The organism is Amycolatopsis sp. NBC_00438 (genome assembly GCF_036026695.1).
Classification (GTDB): Bacteria; Actinomycetota; Actinomycetes; order Mycobacteriales; family Pseudonocardiaceae; genus Amycolatopsis.
Genome location: NZ_CP107923.1, coordinates 8681198 through 8696642, shown reverse-complemented (window position 1 = coordinate 8696642; position 15445 = coordinate 8681198). Strand labels below are relative to the sequence as shown.

17 protein-coding genes are annotated in these 15445 nt (G+C 71.3%); 7 read left to right on the top strand and 10 right to left on the bottom strand.

Annotated elements, in window-relative coordinates:
* Nucleotides 1-37: 37 nt before the first annotated feature.
* Genes OG494_RS39935 through nth form a run of 4 tightly spaced genes read right to left on the bottom strand, consistent with a single transcriptional unit; the run spans nucleotide 38 to nucleotide 3267 of the window.
* Nucleotides 38-1222: a MarP family serine protease gene (locus OG494_RS39935; RefSeq protein ID WP_328447702.1), complete on the bottom strand. Its 1185-nt coding sequence runs from the start codon at nucleotides 1220-1222 to the stop codon at nucleotides 38-40.
* A gap of 4 nt (nucleotides 1223-1226) precedes the next feature.
* Nucleotides 1227-1991 carry an NUDIX hydrolase gene (locus OG494_RS39930; RefSeq protein WP_328447700.1) on the bottom strand — a complete coding sequence of 255 codons (765 nt, stop codon included), beginning with the start codon at nucleotides 1989-1991 and terminating at the stop codon, nucleotides 1227-1229.
* Nucleotides 1988-2587 (bottom strand): TlpA family protein disulfide reductase, encoded by a 600-nt coding sequence (locus tag OG494_RS39925; protein WP_328447699.1) that lies wholly within the window; start codon nucleotides 2585-2587, stop codon nucleotides 1988-1990. The genes OG494_RS39930 and OG494_RS39925 overlap by 4 nt, the downstream gene beginning before the upstream one ends.
* On the bottom strand, nucleotides 2584-3267 hold the full coding sequence (nth, locus tag OG494_RS39920; protein ID WP_328459167.1) for an endonuclease III: 684 nt from the start codon (nucleotides 3265-3267) through the stop codon (nucleotides 2584-2586). Before nth ends, OG494_RS39925 begins: the two co-directional genes overlap by 4 nt.
* A 238-nt stretch (nucleotides 3268-3505) precedes the next feature.
* Between nth and OG494_RS39915 the strand changes: the two genes are divergently transcribed.
* The 3 genes from OG494_RS39915 to OG494_RS39905 all read left to right on the top strand — a co-directional run bounded on the left by OG494_RS39915 (nucleotide 3506) and on the right by OG494_RS39905 (nucleotide 6292).
* Nucleotides 3506-3757, top strand: coding sequence for a hypothetical protein (locus tag OG494_RS39915; RefSeq protein ID WP_013230551.1), 252 nt, complete (start codon nucleotides 3506-3508; stop codon nucleotides 3755-3757).
* 147 nt (nucleotides 3758-3904) lie between these two features.
* The gene (locus tag OG494_RS39910; RefSeq protein ID WP_003081747.1) at nucleotides 3905-4579 is read left to right on the top strand and encodes a Crp/Fnr family transcriptional regulator; all 675 of its coding nucleotides are present in this window, start codon (nucleotides 3905-3907) and stop codon (nucleotides 4577-4579) included.
* Between the two features lie 447 nt (nucleotides 4580-5026).
* On the top strand, nucleotides 5027-6292 hold the full coding sequence (locus OG494_RS39905; protein ID WP_328447694.1) for an MFS transporter: 1266 nt from the start codon (nucleotides 5027-5029) through the stop codon (nucleotides 6290-6292).
* Between the two features lie 85 nt (nucleotides 6293-6377).
* On the opposite strand, the gene OG494_RS39900 is transcribed toward OG494_RS39905, so the two are convergent.
* Nucleotides 6378-7808: an MFS transporter gene (locus tag OG494_RS39900; protein ID WP_328447692.1), complete on the bottom strand. Its 1431-nt coding sequence runs from the start codon at nucleotides 7806-7808 to the stop codon at nucleotides 6378-6380.
* 50 nt (nucleotides 7809-7858) lie between these two features.
* Here OG494_RS39900 and OG494_RS39895 point away from each other — a divergent pair, with 50 nt between their 5' ends.
* Together OG494_RS39895 and OG494_RS39890 are read left to right on the top strand one after the other, a co-directional pair.
* Nucleotides 7859-8464, top strand: coding sequence for a TetR/AcrR family transcriptional regulator (locus tag OG494_RS39895; protein WP_328447690.1), 606 nt, complete (start codon nucleotides 7859-7861; stop codon nucleotides 8462-8464).
* Between the two features lie 9 nt (nucleotides 8465-8473).
* The gene (locus OG494_RS39890) at nucleotides 8474-9544 is read left to right on the top strand and encodes a DNA polymerase III subunit beta (RefSeq protein WP_328447688.1); all 1071 of its coding nucleotides are present in this window, start codon (nucleotides 8474-8476) and stop codon (nucleotides 9542-9544) included.
* Nucleotide 9545: 1 nt separating this feature from the next.
* Here OG494_RS39890 and OG494_RS39885 read toward each other — a convergent pair whose 3' ends face one another.
* Both OG494_RS39885 and OG494_RS39880 read right to left on the bottom strand, forming a co-directional pair.
* Nucleotides 9546-10523 carry a hypothetical protein gene (locus OG494_RS39885; protein ID WP_328447686.1) on the bottom strand — a complete coding sequence of 326 codons (978 nt, stop codon included), beginning with the start codon at nucleotides 10521-10523 and terminating at the stop codon, nucleotides 9546-9548.
* A 31-nt stretch (nucleotides 10524-10554) separates the two neighbouring features.
* Complete coding sequence (locus tag OG494_RS39880; RefSeq protein ID WP_328447684.1) at nucleotides 10555-11520, bottom strand: Lrp/AsnC family transcriptional regulator; 966 nt, start codon at nucleotides 11518-11520, stop codon at nucleotides 10555-10557.
* Nucleotides 11521-11603: 83 nt separating this feature from the next.
* Between OG494_RS39880 and OG494_RS39875 the strand changes: the two genes are divergently transcribed.
* Both OG494_RS39875 and OG494_RS39870 read left to right on the top strand, forming a co-directional pair.
* Nucleotides 11604-12425, top strand: coding sequence for a VOC family protein (locus OG494_RS39875; protein ID WP_328447683.1), 822 nt, complete (start codon nucleotides 11604-11606; stop codon nucleotides 12423-12425).
* A complete protein-coding gene (locus OG494_RS39870) occupies nucleotides 12425-13612 on the top strand; it encodes a carboxylesterase family protein (protein WP_328447681.1) in 1188 nt (395 codons plus the stop codon). The genes OG494_RS39875 and OG494_RS39870 overlap by 1 nt, the downstream gene beginning before the upstream one ends.
* Here OG494_RS39870 and OG494_RS39865 read toward each other — a convergent pair.
* Genes OG494_RS39865 through OG494_RS39855 form a run of 3 tightly spaced genes read right to left on the bottom strand, consistent with a single transcriptional unit; the run spans nucleotide 13590 to nucleotide 15426 of the window.
* Complete coding sequence (locus tag OG494_RS39865) at nucleotides 13590-13844, bottom strand: glutaredoxin family protein (RefSeq protein ID WP_328447680.1); 255 nt, start codon at nucleotides 13842-13844, stop codon at nucleotides 13590-13592. The genes OG494_RS39870 and OG494_RS39865 overlap by 23 nt on opposite strands.
* On the bottom strand, nucleotides 13841-14611 hold the full coding sequence (locus OG494_RS39860; protein WP_328447678.1) for an MBL fold metallo-hydrolase: 771 nt from the start codon (nucleotides 14609-14611) through the stop codon (nucleotides 13841-13843). The genes OG494_RS39865 and OG494_RS39860 overlap by 4 nt, the downstream gene beginning before the upstream one ends.
* Complete coding sequence (locus OG494_RS39855; protein ID WP_328447676.1) at nucleotides 14608-15426, bottom strand: NUDIX hydrolase; 819 nt, start codon at nucleotides 15424-15426, stop codon at nucleotides 14608-14610. The genes OG494_RS39860 and OG494_RS39855 overlap by 4 nt, the downstream gene beginning before the upstream one ends.
* Between the last annotated feature and the right edge of the window lie 19 nt (nucleotides 15427-15445).

Genomic DNA, 15445 nt, shown 5'->3' with positions numbered 1-15445 from the left:
CGCCCTAAACACTCACGACGGGCCGCGGCAGCAGGTGTTAGGCGGCGCAGGAGCCGGTCGACACGTTCGTCGACTGGGACGGTGCCGCGTCGACCTCGGCGCGGACCTGCTCGGCCGTCAGCGTGAAGCCGGTTTCCGGGTCCTCCACCGCCGCGCCGAACACGACGCCGATGACGCGCCCGTCCGGCGTCACCATCGGGCCGCCGGAGTTGCCGCTGCGGATCTCCGCGCGGACCGTGAAGACGTCGCGCTGCACCGTGTTGGCCTCGTAGATGTCCGGGCCGCGCAGGTTGATCCGGCCACGCACGCGGGCCGGGGTCGCGCGGTACGGGCCGTCGAGCGGGTAGCCGAGCACGACCGCACTGTCGCTCGCCCGGGCCGTCTCCGACGCGAACTGCAGCGGCGGGGCGCTCAGCCGCGGCACGGCGAGCACCGCGATGTCGACCTCGGGGTCGAAGTAGACGACCCGCGCCGGGTAGTCGCCCTGCGTCGTCTCGATGCCGACGGTGTCCGTGCCGGCCACGACGTGCGCGTTCGTCATCACGCGCTGCGGCGAGATCACGAACCCGCTGCCTTCGAGGGACCGCGAGCAGGAGCTGGCCGTGCCGCGGATCTTGACGATGCTGCCGTGCAGCTGCTGGACGACGCCGCTGCTCTGCAGGGCCGGGTCCGGCGGTGAGGTGTCCGCGGTGGGCGCCTTCTCGAACGGGTCCGTGATCGACGGGAAGCCGGACGCGTCGAGCAGTTTCCGCAGCTGGCTCGGCAGCCCCTGCGCGGCCTCCGGCATCGCGTCGTTGACCTTGCCGAGCACCACCGAGTTGTTGATCGCCTTGGGCAGCCAGGGCACGGCGGACACCGTCGTCAGCGGCGTCGCGACCAGCCACGCGACCACGAAGACGACCGCGGCCTGCACGACCGCGCCGAGCGTCTTGTCGATACCGGAGAGCTTGTCCGGGTTGATCTTCTGCCGCAGCCTGCGGCCGACGTACACCCCGAGGGCCTCGCCGAGCGCGATCATGAACACCACGGTCGCGACCGCGAAGGCGACCTTCCACACCTGGTCGTCGAAGAACGAGACCACCACGGGCGCGATCTTGATGCCCACGACGGCGCCGAGCACGACGCCGACCAGCGACGGCAGCGCGATGATCACGCCCTGGTATGCGCCGGACACCGCCGCCAGCACGGCCAGCAGCAGGACCAGCACATCGACCCAGTTCACGGTGTCACTCCTCGCTCATCCCGCTTTGGGGTGGTTCCGGGTGGCGGAGCCCCCGGCCCGGGGCGGAGCCCCGGTGAGACGCTGCTACTCGCGCCTGATACGCGGCCAGCGCCGCGTCGAGGTCCCGGACGTCGCCCGAGTCCCATTCGCGCTCCCAGCCTCCCAGGCCGAGCAACACGGACAGCAACCCGGCGGTGAACCCCCACACGAACAGGCCCGAAACCTCGAAGGCCGGGCCCTTCCACGGCGCGCCGGCCTTCTTCACGGTGAACCGGTTGGCCGGGTCGACGAGGTCGGCCACCGGGACGCGCGCCACGGACGCCGTCTCACCCGGGTCGACCGCGTGCACCGGCGACGGCTCGGCCCAGTACGCCAGCACCGGCGTCACGGCGAACGCCGACACCGGGACGAACAGCTCGGGCAGGATCGCGACGGGCCGGATGCCCGACGGGACGACCCCGGTCTCCTCCTCGGCCTCACGCAGCGCCGTGCCGACCGGGCCGCCGTCACCGTCCTCGGCGCCACCGCCCGGGAAGGCGACCTGGCCGGCGTGCGAGCCGAGCGTGTCGGCGCGCCGCTGCAGCAGGACGTCGGGCTCGCCGTCGGCCTCGCGCTCGCCGAAGAGGATGAGCACCGCGGCGGACCGCGTGTAGGCGCCGTCGGGTGGGCTGAACCGGGTGAACGTCTTCGAATCGACCTCGCCGCTGACCTTGACCAGCGGCCGCAGCCACTCCGGGACCGACTCCGGCTCGACCAGCGGTCCGATCACGATGCCCCCTCGACTGCCACGCGCACCTCGTCAGTGTTCCGGAAGGTCCGGGGATTCGCGATGAACCGCACCGCGCCCGCGGCGGTGACCAGGTAGGACGCCGGCAACGCCGAGGGCACCTTCAGCGCGGTCCGGACCGGCCCGCTCCGCCCGTCGCCGTCGAACACCGACGGTAGGTGCACGCCCAGCCGGGCCAGCAGGTTCAAGCCGTCCTCCGCCGGGCTCTGGACCTGGACGCCGAGGACTCGCACGGCGCCGGCCTGCTTCGCGTAGTCCTGGAGGACGGGCAGCTCGGTCTTGCACGGCTCGCACCACGACGCCCACACGTTGACCAGCACCGGAGCCCCGGCGAGGGCCTTGCCGACGTCGACGCTCGTGCCGTCACCCAGGCAGTCGGCGCGGACGCCTTCGAGCTGTTTCACGGGCGCGGCCGGGCTCGCCGACGGGCACGGCCGCAGCGCCGCCGCCGAGCGCGCGGGCGCGAGGTCCGCCGACGGTTGCGCCGCGGTGTCCGCACCCCCGCGCGGCAGCAGCGCGACGATCAGCGCCACCACCAGCACGGCGGCGGCCAGCGCCCATTTGGTGACGGTCGTCACCGGGGCGCCGCCAGCGCCAGGATGTGGTCCTTTTCGACGCCTTTGACCAGCTTCGCGGCTTCCTCGAACCCGGTCGGGCCGGTGCCGTACGACGGGCAGTCCTTGGCGAGCGGGCACGCGCCGCACGCCGGCTTCTTGGCGTGGCAGACGCGGCGGCCGTGGAAGATCACCCGGTGGGACAGCATCGTCCACTCCTTGCGGGGGATCAGCTCGCCGACGACGTGCTCGACCTTGACCGGGTCCTCCTCCGCCGTCCAGCCCCAGCGCCGGACCAGCCGGCCGAAGTGGGTGTCGACGGTGATCCCCGGCACGTCGAAGGCGTTCCCGAGCACGACGTTGGCGGTCTTGCGGCCGACGCCGGGGAGGGTGACGAGATCGGCGAGCTTGCCGGGCACCTCGCCGTCGAAGCGCTCGACCAGCGCCGCGCCGAGCCCCATCACGGAGTTCGCCTTCGCCCGGTAGAAGCCGGTCGAACGCAGGTATTCCTCCAGCTCAGGGCGGTCGGCGCCGGCGTAGTCGGCGGCGGTCCGGTAGCGCTTGAACAGCGCGGGCGTGACGAGGTTCACCCGGACGTCGGTGGTCTGGGCGGACAACACGACCGCGACCAGCAGTTCCAGTGGTGTGGTGAAGTCGAGCTCGCAGTGGGCGTCCGGATACACGTCGTCGAGGCAACGCTTCATCCGCCTGGCGCGTCTCACCAGAGCTAACCGGCTTTCACCAGCGCCCTCACGGGGGGCGTTCGTGGTGGCAGGTGGCACCCCGATAGCCTACGGGCGCCGTCGGACGGGCCGGGCACAGCACCGGTGGACGACCGACACGCCAGAGCACCACCTCGGCGCAGTTTCCGGCCGCCATGAGCGAGGATCTGGAGTAGATGCTTTTCACTGAGTGTTTCCGGCTGTGTTCAGGAGTCCGGCCATGACCGTCTGGTTCGTCATCCTGGTCCCCCTGGTGATCATGTTCTTCGCCCTGTTCATGGAACGGGTGGAGAGCCGGTTGAAGCACGTCGCGGTGCAGGAGAACGAGGTCGAAGAGTTCCTCGAGCAGGCGCAGCCCAACGAGGTCCGGGCCCTCTACGGGCACGGCATCGGCCGTGCGCTGGAGCTGTTCCGGCTGCGTAGGCTGGGCGGACGGGCAGCCAGGCTACGCGCGCGTCGCGTGCGGAGTTAGGCTCCACGTTCGGACGAGATCGTTTGCCGGGCCGCGCGCCCGGCGGGCGATCTCGGCTGTACGCCCTAGACTGACGCGCAAGTGACTGGCGTCACGCTCTGCGACCGACGCCGAGCGTGATCGTTTCTCGACGAGGAGGCACCCGAGGTGGACGAAACCCTGGCCCGTGCGGGCATTTTCCAGGGTGTGGAGCCGGCAGCGGCGGAGGCGCTGGCCCAGACCTTGGAATCCGTGGAGTTCCCCCGCGGCCATGTCATCTTCAACGAGGGTGAACCCGGCGACAAGCTCTACATCATCCAGTCCGGCAAGGTGAAGATCGGCCGCAAGTCCCCGGACGGCCGCGAGAACCTGCTGGGCATCTTCGGCCCGTCCGACATGTTCGGCGAGCTGTCGATCTTCGACCCCGGCCCCCGGACGTCGAGCGCGACCACGGTCACCGAGGTCCGCGCGGTCACGATGGACCGCCCGGCGCTGCGGCAGTGGATCTCGACCCGCCCGGAGATCGCCGAGCAGCTGCTGCGCGTGGTCGCGCGCCGCCTGCGCCGGACGAACAACATGGTCGCGGAACTGATCTTCACCGACGTCCCGGGCCGCGTGGCGCGCGCGCTGCTGCAGCTCGCGCAGCGGTTCGGCAGCCAGGAGGCGGGCCTGCTGCGGGTCACGCACGACCTGACGCAGGAAGAGATCGCCCAGTACGTCGGCGCCTCCCGCGAGACCGTGAACAAGGCCCTGGCCGACTTCGCGCACCGCGGCTGGCTGCGACTGGAAGGCAAGAGCGTCCTGATCCTGGACCCGGAGCGCCTGGCCCGCCGCGCCCGCTGATCCGGCTCTACGCATGAAGAAGGCCTCCTGACCCGCGGGTCAGGAGGCCTTCTTCGTAGTCTTCAGCCCAAACACAGTGGTTGCACAAAACAAAGAGCCGGGCGCCACCCCCGACGTGGCGCACCGGCTCTTCGTTTGTCGCGCGGACCATCCCCCGACGATCCGCGCTCCCCGCCCTCCGGGCCAGGCCCCGACCCATATGCCGGAGGGAGCTGGGTTCTGTGCTGTTGTTCAACCATCACGGCCCATACCCACGAATTCAAGGCCATTCACTCTCAAGGACGCTGTCTGCGCCGTTTCGTTGCAGGAGCCCACGGAGAATGTCGTGAGTGTTACCGGATCGAGACTTCTCGCTCCGGCACCAAGATCCGCACCCCGTCTGCCGGTGACGAACCTGACCGGTAAATAACTGGTACCGACGTACCACTCTGCGGCATACTGGTACGCGTGTCCCAGTCTGTCTCGAACCACGAAAGCCGGACGTCCCTCGCCGACTACCGCACTGCGCTGACGACCCGCGCGGCCCGGCGGCCCGCCGTCGCGTCCGTGCTCGCCCGCCTGCCGATCGCGATGATCGGCATCTCGGCCCTGCTCTACGTCCAGCGCGAAACCGGTTCGTTCGCCGCCGCCGGGCTCGTCTCGGCCGGCTCGCTCGCCGGCGTCTCGGTGGGCGCGGTGATCCAGGGCAGGCTGATCGACCGGTTCGGGCCGACAAGGCCACTGCTCACCGTCGCCGTCCTCCTGGCGCTGATGATGACCACCCTCGTCACCGCGATCGAAGCGCACGCGCCGACCGCCGTGCTGGTCGCGCTGGGCGCGGCCACCGGGCTGGCGGAACCGATGGTCGGGTCGGCGTCGCGGGCGCTGTGGACGCGGCTGCTGCCCCCGGGCGGCGCGCGCAACGCGGCGTTCTCGTACGAGGCGATCAGCATGGAGGTCTTCTTCATCCTCGGTCCCGGCGTGGCCGGGCTGCTGGTCCTGGCGCCGTGGGCGGGTACCGGCCTGGTGCTGGGCGTCGCCCTGCAGTTCACCGGCGCGGTGCTGTTCGCGCTGAGCCCGGCCGTCCGGGCCTGGGGCCCGGCGCCCGCTTCGCGCGGCTCGCTGCTGGGCGCGCTCTCGAGCCCCGGCATGCGGACGCTCGCGCTGGCCGCGCTCGGCTTCGGCATCGTGATCGGCTTCGTCGAGGTCGCCGTGCCGGCGTCGGCCACCGAAGCCGGGCACGCCTCGGTGGGTGGCCTGCTGCTCTCGGCGTGGTCGCTGAGCTCGGTCGCGTTCGGCGTCCTGTACAGCCTGTCACCGTGGCCGCGCCGGCTCGGCGTCCGGCTGCCGGTGCTGCTGGGCGGCTTCGGCGCGCTGGTGGCGCTGCTCGCGTGGCCGTCGTCGCTGTGGGGCCTGGCGCTGGCGATGCTGGTGGCCGGGGCGTTGATCACCCCGCAGTCGACGGCCCACTCCGCGGCGATCGAAGTGGTCGCGCCCGAGGGCACGGCCGCCGAGGCGTTCGGCTGGGTCCTGACGGCGGTGACCCTGGGGCTGGCCATCGGCCAGTCGGTGAGCGGTTACGTCGTCGAGCACGCGGGCCCGAGCACGGCCTTCCTGGCGGCGAGCGTCGCCGGGCTGGTGCTGGCGGGGGTGGTCTGGCTGCTGCGCGGCACCGTCCGGCCGGTGCGAACGGGGGCGGCCGAGCAGACCGAGCTGGTCGGGGTGGGTCGCTAGGACGTGGCGCGGGTCTGACCGGGCGAGCGCTCGCGGGAGTCGTCCGGCCGCAGCCGTCGAACGGCCGAGCTGGCCGGCGTCGACGCTAGGTCGTGGCGCGTCGCGACCTGGCGAAACCCCAGCCGACCAGTGCCGCGGCCGCCGCCGTCAGCACCAGGGCCGCGATCGTGACCGCCGTTTCGAACTCGCCGGTCTGCTGAGCGGTCCAGTTCGACGTGGCGATGCTGCCGGTGAACAGCGCCGCGAGGATGGTGCCCGCGGCGGCGATGCCGGCGCCCGTGGTGACCTCGGACGCGGTGTCGATGAGGGCCGCGCCGATCGTCGTGCGGTTCTCCGGCAGGCCGCGGAGGACGTTGACCCCCGCGACGACGCCGACCACGCGCAGCCCGGCGGCCACGAGCGCCAGGGCGAGCGCGACCCAGACGTAGCCGAGCCGGCCGAGCAGCGCGTAGAACGCGAGCCCGCACACGACCGCCGTGGCGCTGAGCCACGCGGCCCGCTCGAGACCGACCTTCTCCACGAACGGGCCGACGAACGGGCCGCCCGCGACGAGCACGACGACCTGCGGCAGCAGCCCGATCGCCGCGAGCGCGGGCGGCCAGCCCCAGTCGAGCTGCAACTGCAGCGTCACCAAGTAACCGAGGCCGGCGGTCGCCAGCCCGGCCGCGGACTTGAACGCCAGGCCGCTGGACACCAGCGGGCGGGCGACGAGCTTCAGGTCGAGCAGCGGGAACCGGGCCGTGCGCTCGCGGACGACGAACGAGATCACCCCGGCGACGGCCGCGGCGGTGACCGTCCACGGCGCCCACGATCCGGTGCCTTCGTTCACGAACAGGGTGGGCGCGACGAGCGCGAGTACGATCGTCGCCGTGCCCAGCACCGCTCCGAGGACGTCCAATGGGTCGCGGTGGAGGTCAGCGGGGTCGTCCGCGGCGATGCCGGCCCGCACGCCGATGATCGCGAGCGCGGCGATCGGCACGTTCACCAGGAGCAGGACCTGCCAGGGCGCGATCGCGAGCACCAGACCACCCGTGGTCGGGCCGATCGCGAGCCCGACCAGGCCCACGGTCGAGATGAGCGTGGTCGCCCGGACGCGCAGGCTGTCCTCCTCGAACAGCCGGAAGGCCAGCGCCATCGAGCCCGGCGTCGTCATCGCGGCCGCGATCCCCATCAGCACCCGGACGGCGATCAGCTGTTCCGCGTTGCCGACGAAGGCGGTCGCCAGGCTCGCGAGGCCGAGCAGGACCAGCCCGATGAGCATGATCCGCCGCCGGCCGAACCGGTCGGCGAGCGCGCCGAAGGCCAGCATCAGCCCGCCGAAGACGACCGAGTACGCGCCGGTCACCCACTGCAGGGAGGTCGTCGACGCGTGCAGTTCGCGGCCGATCGTGGGCAGTGCGACGTTCAGGATCGAGTTGTCCAGCATCTCGAAGAGGAAGACCGCGGACAGCCCGGCCAGGGCCACCCAGGCTTCTCGCAACGATCGCGGCGAGCGGGCTGTCAGTTCGGTGCGCATGCGACTAGGTTAAGCGACTAAGTTTAGTTACACAAGAGAGTGAGGTCCGGATGCCCAGGACGAGTGAACGTGGCGGGCCGCAGACGCGCGCGAAGATCGCGGCCGTCGCGGCTCAGCTGTTCCTCGAGCGCGGGTACGACACGGTCACGGTCGCCGAGATCGCGAAGGTGGCCGGCGTCTCGAGCGTGACGGTCTTCAACCACTTCCCGCGCAAGGAGGACCTCTTCCTGGACCGCGCGGACGACGCCGTCGAGCTCCTGCGCGCGGCGGTGCGCGACCGCGCCCCGGACGTCGACGTGCTGACGTCCCTGCGCGACACGGCTTTCCGGCTCTTCGACGACCGCCACCCGCTCTCCGGCGTCAACGACCACTCGATCCCGTTCTTCCGGACCGTCGCGGGCTCGCCGGCGCTGATCGCGCGCGCCCGCGAAATCGCCGCCGAGCTCCAAGGAGTCCTGGCCGAAGAACTCGGCGACGGCGGGACGTTGCTCGCCGCCTTCTTCATCGCCGGGTACGCCGCGGTGCTGACGGAGACCGCGCGTCGTCTCGTCGCCGGAGAATCGCCGGACGTCGTGGCGGACGACCACCGCGTCCGGCTGGAGCGGTTGTTCGACGCCCTCCGCGACGGCGTCGTTTTTGTCGGTGGTGCCCGCTAGCTTGCGGGCATGGACGTCACCGCGCCTGCCCACCGCCTCTCGGCGGCCGTCTCCGCCGCCTCCCGCCTGCTGCCCGCGCGCGCCGCGCTGAGGCTGCGGGCGGACGCGTCCGGGCTGACGGTCGCGGGCAACGACCCGGATCTCGCCGTCCGGTTCGACTGCCCGGCGACCACCCACACCGACGGCGAGGTGGCCGTGCCCGCGGCCCCGCTGGCCGAGACGGTGAAGATGCTCGGCGCGGCGCCGGTCCGCCTGGTCGTCGAAGGCAGCCGGCTGGCGTTGCGGCTGGACCAGGCGCGGTTCGCGTTGCCGTTGCTCGCTTCTCCGGCCGCTTCTCCGGCTTTTGTTTCACCTCAAGTGTCCGAAGTGGACGGACCGGCGTTCGCGTCGGCCCTGCGGATCGTCGCCGGCACGGCGGCCAAGGACGATCCGCTGCCGTTGTTCACCGGCGTCCGCGTCCAGGCCGCCGACGGCCGGCTGACGCTGACGGCGTCGGACCGCTACCGGATGGCGGTGGCCCGCTTGCCGCTGCGGTCGCCGGGTTCGCTGGATGTCCTGGTACCTGCGGCCTTGCTGACGGAGGCGGCGCGGCAGGCGCGCGGTGTCGTCGGCCTCCACACCGGACCGGGCCGGTTCGGTGTGAGCTGGGCAGGCGGGTTGGTGGGCACAGCGGTCCTCGACGCGGGTTTCCTGTCGGAGGAGGCAATCCCGTCAGGCGCGGTCGACACCAAGGTGACGTTGGACGCGAACACCCTCGCGGCGGCGGTCCGCCGGGTCGGCGTGTACGCGGAGGACCGCCGGGTGCTGACTTTGGAGGTCGGTGACGCGCAGGTCCGCCTGGCGAGTGCGCGCCAGGACGCGGGCGAGGCGGAGGAAACACTGAAGGCGGACGTCAGCGGCGGCCGGACGTCGCCGTCGTTCCAGGCCCGGTACCTGCTGGACGCGTTGAGCGCGTTCGCCGGAGAGCGGGTGGAGCTGTCGATCCAGCCGGGCATGCGAGCGTGCATCCTCCGGGCGGCCGAGGTCGTCGAGGGGGAGGTTGAGCTGACGTACTACCTGATGCCGATGCTGGCCCGCTGACTCATGCGGCCTTGAGCACCTCGGCCAGATCGATCAAAGCCACATCCGCCGCCGGCCCCTCGGCAAACTGGCGCACGGTGAACGACGCCTTCCCGAAGCGGTCTTCGTAGGCTCGCCGGAGGTGGGGCGACGAGCGGCCGAGTGCCCACTCCATGGTCGAGTTGCTGGTGCGCAGGAATTCGATGGGCAGGCGGCCGAGCACGTAAAGCTCCGCACGACGATCGCCACGGCCGAGCACCAGGCCGACCAAATCCGCTACAAGCCCGCGTTTGCGCATGGCGTCGCGGCCCTTCCACTGGCCCGCCTTGAATTCCGCCACCCGAAGACTCGTCTCGAGGTCGAACTTCCGGCTCGGATCGTTCCCGGCGGCCAGCGATGGCCGCCGGACGATGCGCTCGTCCGGCTCGAGGATCTTCGGCAGCGCACGGACGATCATCGCCGCGTGGATGAGGTCGTTGATCCGGCCGGCGTGCTGCCGCACCAGCAGCGCTGCCTGAAGCAGGCCGTCGGTCATCCCCTCGGCCGCCACCCGGTCGTCGACATTCTCGCGGTCGGCACCTTCCAGCCGGTCCTCCAGTCGCAGCACGCGGCTGGACAAGTCCTCGTCGCCGAAGAACCGCAGCAACTCGATGAAGGAAGTGACCGCCGAGGCGATGTCGATCGGCGGTGGTGGCGGGGTGGTTTTCGGCTCGCGGGGCCTCGGGTCTGCCGGGACTTCGGACTCTTGAGGCAGCGGACTGGTCGAGAAGCCGAGCCGGCGGAGGTGCCGGATCGCGGCGTGCGAGATGAACTCCGAGCGGGCCACCCCGGTGGCCCGCTCGAACAGCTGCCTCGGCGGCCATTGCCGATCGTCGACGGACACCCAATGCTTGTGGATCGGCTCCGGTCCGCCGCGTGCCGCCGCGGCCAGCACTTGAGCGCGGCTCAGGTGGTGCCGCTCGCCGTTGAGGACAAAGTCGATCGCGCGCTCGTCGTCCATAGGCACTGAGTCGCTCGCTCGCCTGCCGTTGCTACACCGGATCCAGCGTGCCGAAGCGTTTCAGGGTGCGGATCATCGGGGCCGTCTCCACCTGCTGGACTCCGGACAGTCCACCCAGGTCGTCGGCCAGATACTCGTACAGGGCCGCGTCGTCGCGGCAGCCCACGTTCACCACCAGGTTCGACGGGCCCGTGGTCGCCGCGGCGAAAGCGACCTGTGGATGGCTCGCCAGCGCGCGGCCCGCTGACGACAGGGCCGAAGGGGCCACCGTCAGCCAGAGCGTCGCCGTCAACGGGTAGCCGAGGCGGGCTGCATCTATCTCGACGTCGAAGTACAGCACTCCCGCGTCACGCAGGTGCTCCAGGCGTCGGCGAGTCGTCGACTCCGAGCGACCCACGGCACTGGAAAGTGTCGACATGTCGGCGCGACCGTCGTGGGCCAGCGCCGCCAGCAGGGCCGGGTCCTCCGGCTCCGGGCGATAGGGAATCCCGAGCGGGGGACGGCGTAGCGACACCACCGCCGGCTCCGGCAACGCGCTCGACCGTCCCGGCCAGCCTGCCGGGCCGCCCGCGAAGCGGCGTAGCAGCCGGTACGCCGTCATCGAGACCACTCGCGGCGTCCGCGGGAGCTGGCCCAGGAGGAGGCCGTCCGCTTCTTCCCGTTGCGGGGCGCGGATGAAGCAGACGATCTCCGTCCCGCCGGACATCAGGCTCACCCACTGCGTGTCCGCGCGCCGGGCCAGGGCCGCCGCGATCGGGGCCGCGGCGTCCGGGACGCACCTCAGGCGCACCAGCCAGTGCACCTGGCGCAGCGGCGCCGCCTCCGGGACACCGACCACGCGCAGCGCCCCGGACGACCGCAGTTTGCGGTAGCGGCGCGCGATCGTCTGGTCCGAGACGCCGAGCACCGCGGCGATCGTGCTGAACGACGCCCGCCCGTCGAGCTGGAGTGCGTGCGCCAGCCGGCGGTCCAGCTCGTCCAAGAGGTCGGAATCCATCAAATCAGCCTAGAGAACGTCGGATTTCGCGCACGATCCCGCCACGGATGGAGCGGCTGCCCGAAAGATCGCACGTTGGGGGCATGAACATCGACCACGCCGTCTTCCTCACCCGGAACTACGAGAAAACCTGGCAGCGCTACGAAGAACTCGGCTTTACGCTCAGCCCGCCGTCGCGGCACTTCGCGTCCCGCAGCGAAGGCGGCGAACTGCTGCCGAGCTGCACGGCGAACCGCTGCGCCTACTTCGGCGGCTCCTTCCTCGAACTGATCGGCATCGTCGACGAGGCCGCCGGCGACCCGTGGCGCGTGCTGCCGATCCTGGACGACCGCGGCGACGGCCTCCACGGCGTCTCCTTCGGCTGCGACGACTCCGAAGCAGCCGAACGCCGGCTGCGCGAAGCCGGGCTCTCGACGTCCGGCGTGCTCTCACTGCAGCGCGACGTCGAACTGCCGGAAGGCACACGCACCGCGCGGTTCCGCAGTGTCCACATCAGCCGCGACAAGACGCCCGAAGGCATCCTGCACACCGCCGAGCACCTCACTCCGGAGTACGTCCACCAGACGCGCTACCTCGATCACCCGAACGGCGCCCGCCGGGTCGCCGGGATCCTGCTGGTCGTGGCCGACGACGAGGTCGAGACCTACCGCAAACGCTACGACGTGACGACCGGCGGCGAGCAGCTTGTCGACATCGTCGGCGCGAGCGACCTCGACGGCGTCCTGCCCGGCGAGACGGCTCCGCGGCTGCCGTACTTTGCGGCGCACGGGGTCGCGGTGGACGATCTGGAGAAGGCGCGGAACCTGGTCGGGCAGCACGTCCCGACCACCACCCGCGACCGCGGGTTCTTCGTCCGCGCCGAGGACGCGTACGGCGCCGCCGTTTTCTTCGAAGAGGAGGCCTGATGATCGTCGAAACCACCAGCGGGCAGGTCCGCGGACGGAACGGCGCGTACCGCGGAATCCCTTACGCGGAGGCAAACCGCTTCGAGCTGCCGACGCGGCCCCAGCCGTGGACCGGCGTCCGCGACGCCTTCGAACCCGGGCCCGCGGCGCCGCAACCGCCGTCGCGGCTCGAACACGCGCTCGGGCCGATGCCGTTGCCGCAGAGCGAGGACTGCCTGTCGCTCAACGTCTTCACGCCGTCGGTCACCGGCCGCCGCCCGGTGCTCGTGTGGATCCACGGCGGCGGGTTCTCCAGCGGCTCGGGCGGCCAGGTCTGGTACACCGGCACGCGACTGGCCCGCGAGGCGGACGCCGTCGTCGTGACGCTCAACTACCGGCTCGGCGCGCTGGGGTTCTTGGCCGCCGAGGGCGTCCCGCCGAACCTCGGGATCGCCGACCAGCTCGCCGCCCTCGAATGGGTCCGCGACAACATCGCCGCGTTCGGCGGCGATCCCGCCGAAGTCACCCTGGGTGGACAGTCGGCGGGCGCGCAGTCGACGCTCGCGCTGTGGTCGTCACCGCGGACGAAGAACCTCGTCAAGCGGATCGCCCTGCAGAGCGCGCCGCTCGGGATGCGACCGTCCACTTGGGACGATGCGAACCAGAATGCTTTGCTGCTGCGGCAAGAAGCAGACATCCACAAGGCAACAACAGAACAGCTGCTCGAAGCTCAGCTCAAGGTCGTCGCGAAGACCACGAAGCCCGGTTCGCTCGAACCGCCGTTCCAGCTCGTCGCCGACGGCGATCTCGTCGCGGACGACCTCATCGAAGCAGCGCCACCCGGCGAAGCGCTCATCAGCTGGACGCGCGACGAACTACGCGCGTTCGTCCCCGACGCGCCCCAAGACGTCGTCGACAAAGCGACCAGCACGTTCTTCGCCGGCGACATCCCGCGGCTCGCCGGCAAGCTCGACGCGTTCGTCTACCGCGTCGACTGGCAGGCACCGGGGAACAAGTTCGGCGCGTGCCACTGCGTCGACCTGCCGTTCCTGTTCGGCACTCACGACGTCTGGGCCGCGCCGATGCTCGAAGGCGCGCCGAAGGGCTTCGAAGAGGAGGCCGGGCTGCGCGAAGTCTGGGCCGCCTTCCTGCACGGAAAGCGGCCCAGCCTGGAGTGGTACGCGCTCAGGCCGCCTGAGCTGCCTTGACGGCGGCCTCGACCTCGGCGAACGACGGGTTGACCATCGCGACCGAGCCGACGATCACCGTCGGGACGGTCTCGTTCCCGTTCGCGACCTCGCGTACGCGCGCGGCCGCGGACGGGTCCTCCCAGATGTTGATCTTGCGGATGTTGAAGCCGCTCTTCGACATCGGCCGGTCGAGCGCGGCGCAGAACCCGCACCCGGGCCGCCAGTAGAACTCCACCTCGACGTTGCTCATCCCTGTCCTTCCGACCGCAAGTAATCCAGCTGCGCCTGCACGCTCCATTCGGCGGGCGCCCACAGTGCCCGGTCGACGTCGGCGTAGACGACTTCGACCACCTGGCGCGGTGTGGCGTCCGCCCCGAGCACCTTCAAGGCGGAACGCACCTGGTCGAGCCGCTGTTCCCGATGGGCAAGGTACTCGCGCGCGGTCGCGGGCAGATCGGGGAGCTCTGGACCGTGACCCGGCAGCCCGAGGGTGCCCGCCGGCAGCTCGATCAGCTTGCGCAGCGACCGCAGGTAGTCGCCGAGGTCGTGCAGCACGGTGGTGCCGCGCCCGAGCACGGTGTCGCCGGTCAGCACCTGGCCGTCGAGCACCAGCGACACCGAATCGCCGGTGTGCCCGGGCGTGTGCAGGACGCGGATCTCCAAGCCCCCGGCCGAAATCAGCTCACCGTCCTCAATGGACGTCGCGTTGAGACAGAGCGAAGGGTCGAACGCGCGCACCGGCGCGCCGACGCGCTCGGCGAACCACGGCGCGCCCTCGGCGTGGTCGGGGTGGAAGTGCGTCAGCAGGATCAGCTCGATCTCACCGACACCGGCCAGCAGTTCGAGGTGGTCCAGATCGCGGTAGCCGGGGTCGACGACGACCGCCGACCGCTCCGGCGTCGCCCGCAGCACCCAGCTGTTCGTGCCTTCGAGCGTCATCGACGACGGGTTGTTCTCCAGCAGCACCGACGCCGACGCCGTCACCGGCCGCAGGACGCCGTAGGCCGGGGCGCTCATCGGCGCTCCAGCACGACGCGGACCTGGTCGTTCTCGCGGACGAGCGTCGGCGCGATGCGGACGATCTCCCGCTGCGCGTTCAGCACGTCGTCGGCGGTCGCGAACTCGGCGAGCTCGCTCAGCGTCAGCCAGGTCGGCGGCATCAGCATCCGGCGGCCTTCGCGGGCGTCGGCGATCGCGTCCTCCGGACGCTGCCAGCCGGAGCTCGACGCCTCGGACGTCGCGCCGTCCGCCTGCTGGCCGTCGGGCAGTTTCGCGACGTAGAAGCGGGTGTCGTAGCGGCGCGGCTCCTGCTCGGGCGTGATCCAGTGCGCCCACGGGCGCAGCAGGTCCGCGCGCAGCGTCAGCCCGGCGTCGGCGAGGAACCCGGCCAGCGACACCTCGCGGGTCTCCAGGGCTTGCCTCGCCGCCGCGTACGGCGTGACGTCCACGAGCACCTCGTCCGCGCTGCCCGCGAGCAGCACGCCGGACTCTTCGAACGTCTCGCGCACCGCCGCGCACGTCAACGCCCGCGCGAGCGCGTCGTCACACCCGAAGCGCGAAGCCCACCACGACGGCGCCGGGCCGGCCCACGCCACGGACGCGTCGGCGTCCCGCTTGTCGACGCCGCCGCCGGGGAAGACCGTCATGCCGCCGGCGAAGGGCATGCCCTTGACCCGGTGCTGCAGGAAGATCTCGACGCCCTCGGCACCGTCACGGACGAGGATCACCGTGGCCGCGTCCTTGGGGACGGCGGGCGGCCCGTCGGTGTTGGCGCGGGTGGCTACCCCGGCGCCGACGGGGATGTCGAAGACGAACTCCTTGGGCTGCTCCACCCGGGAAACATACCTCCGG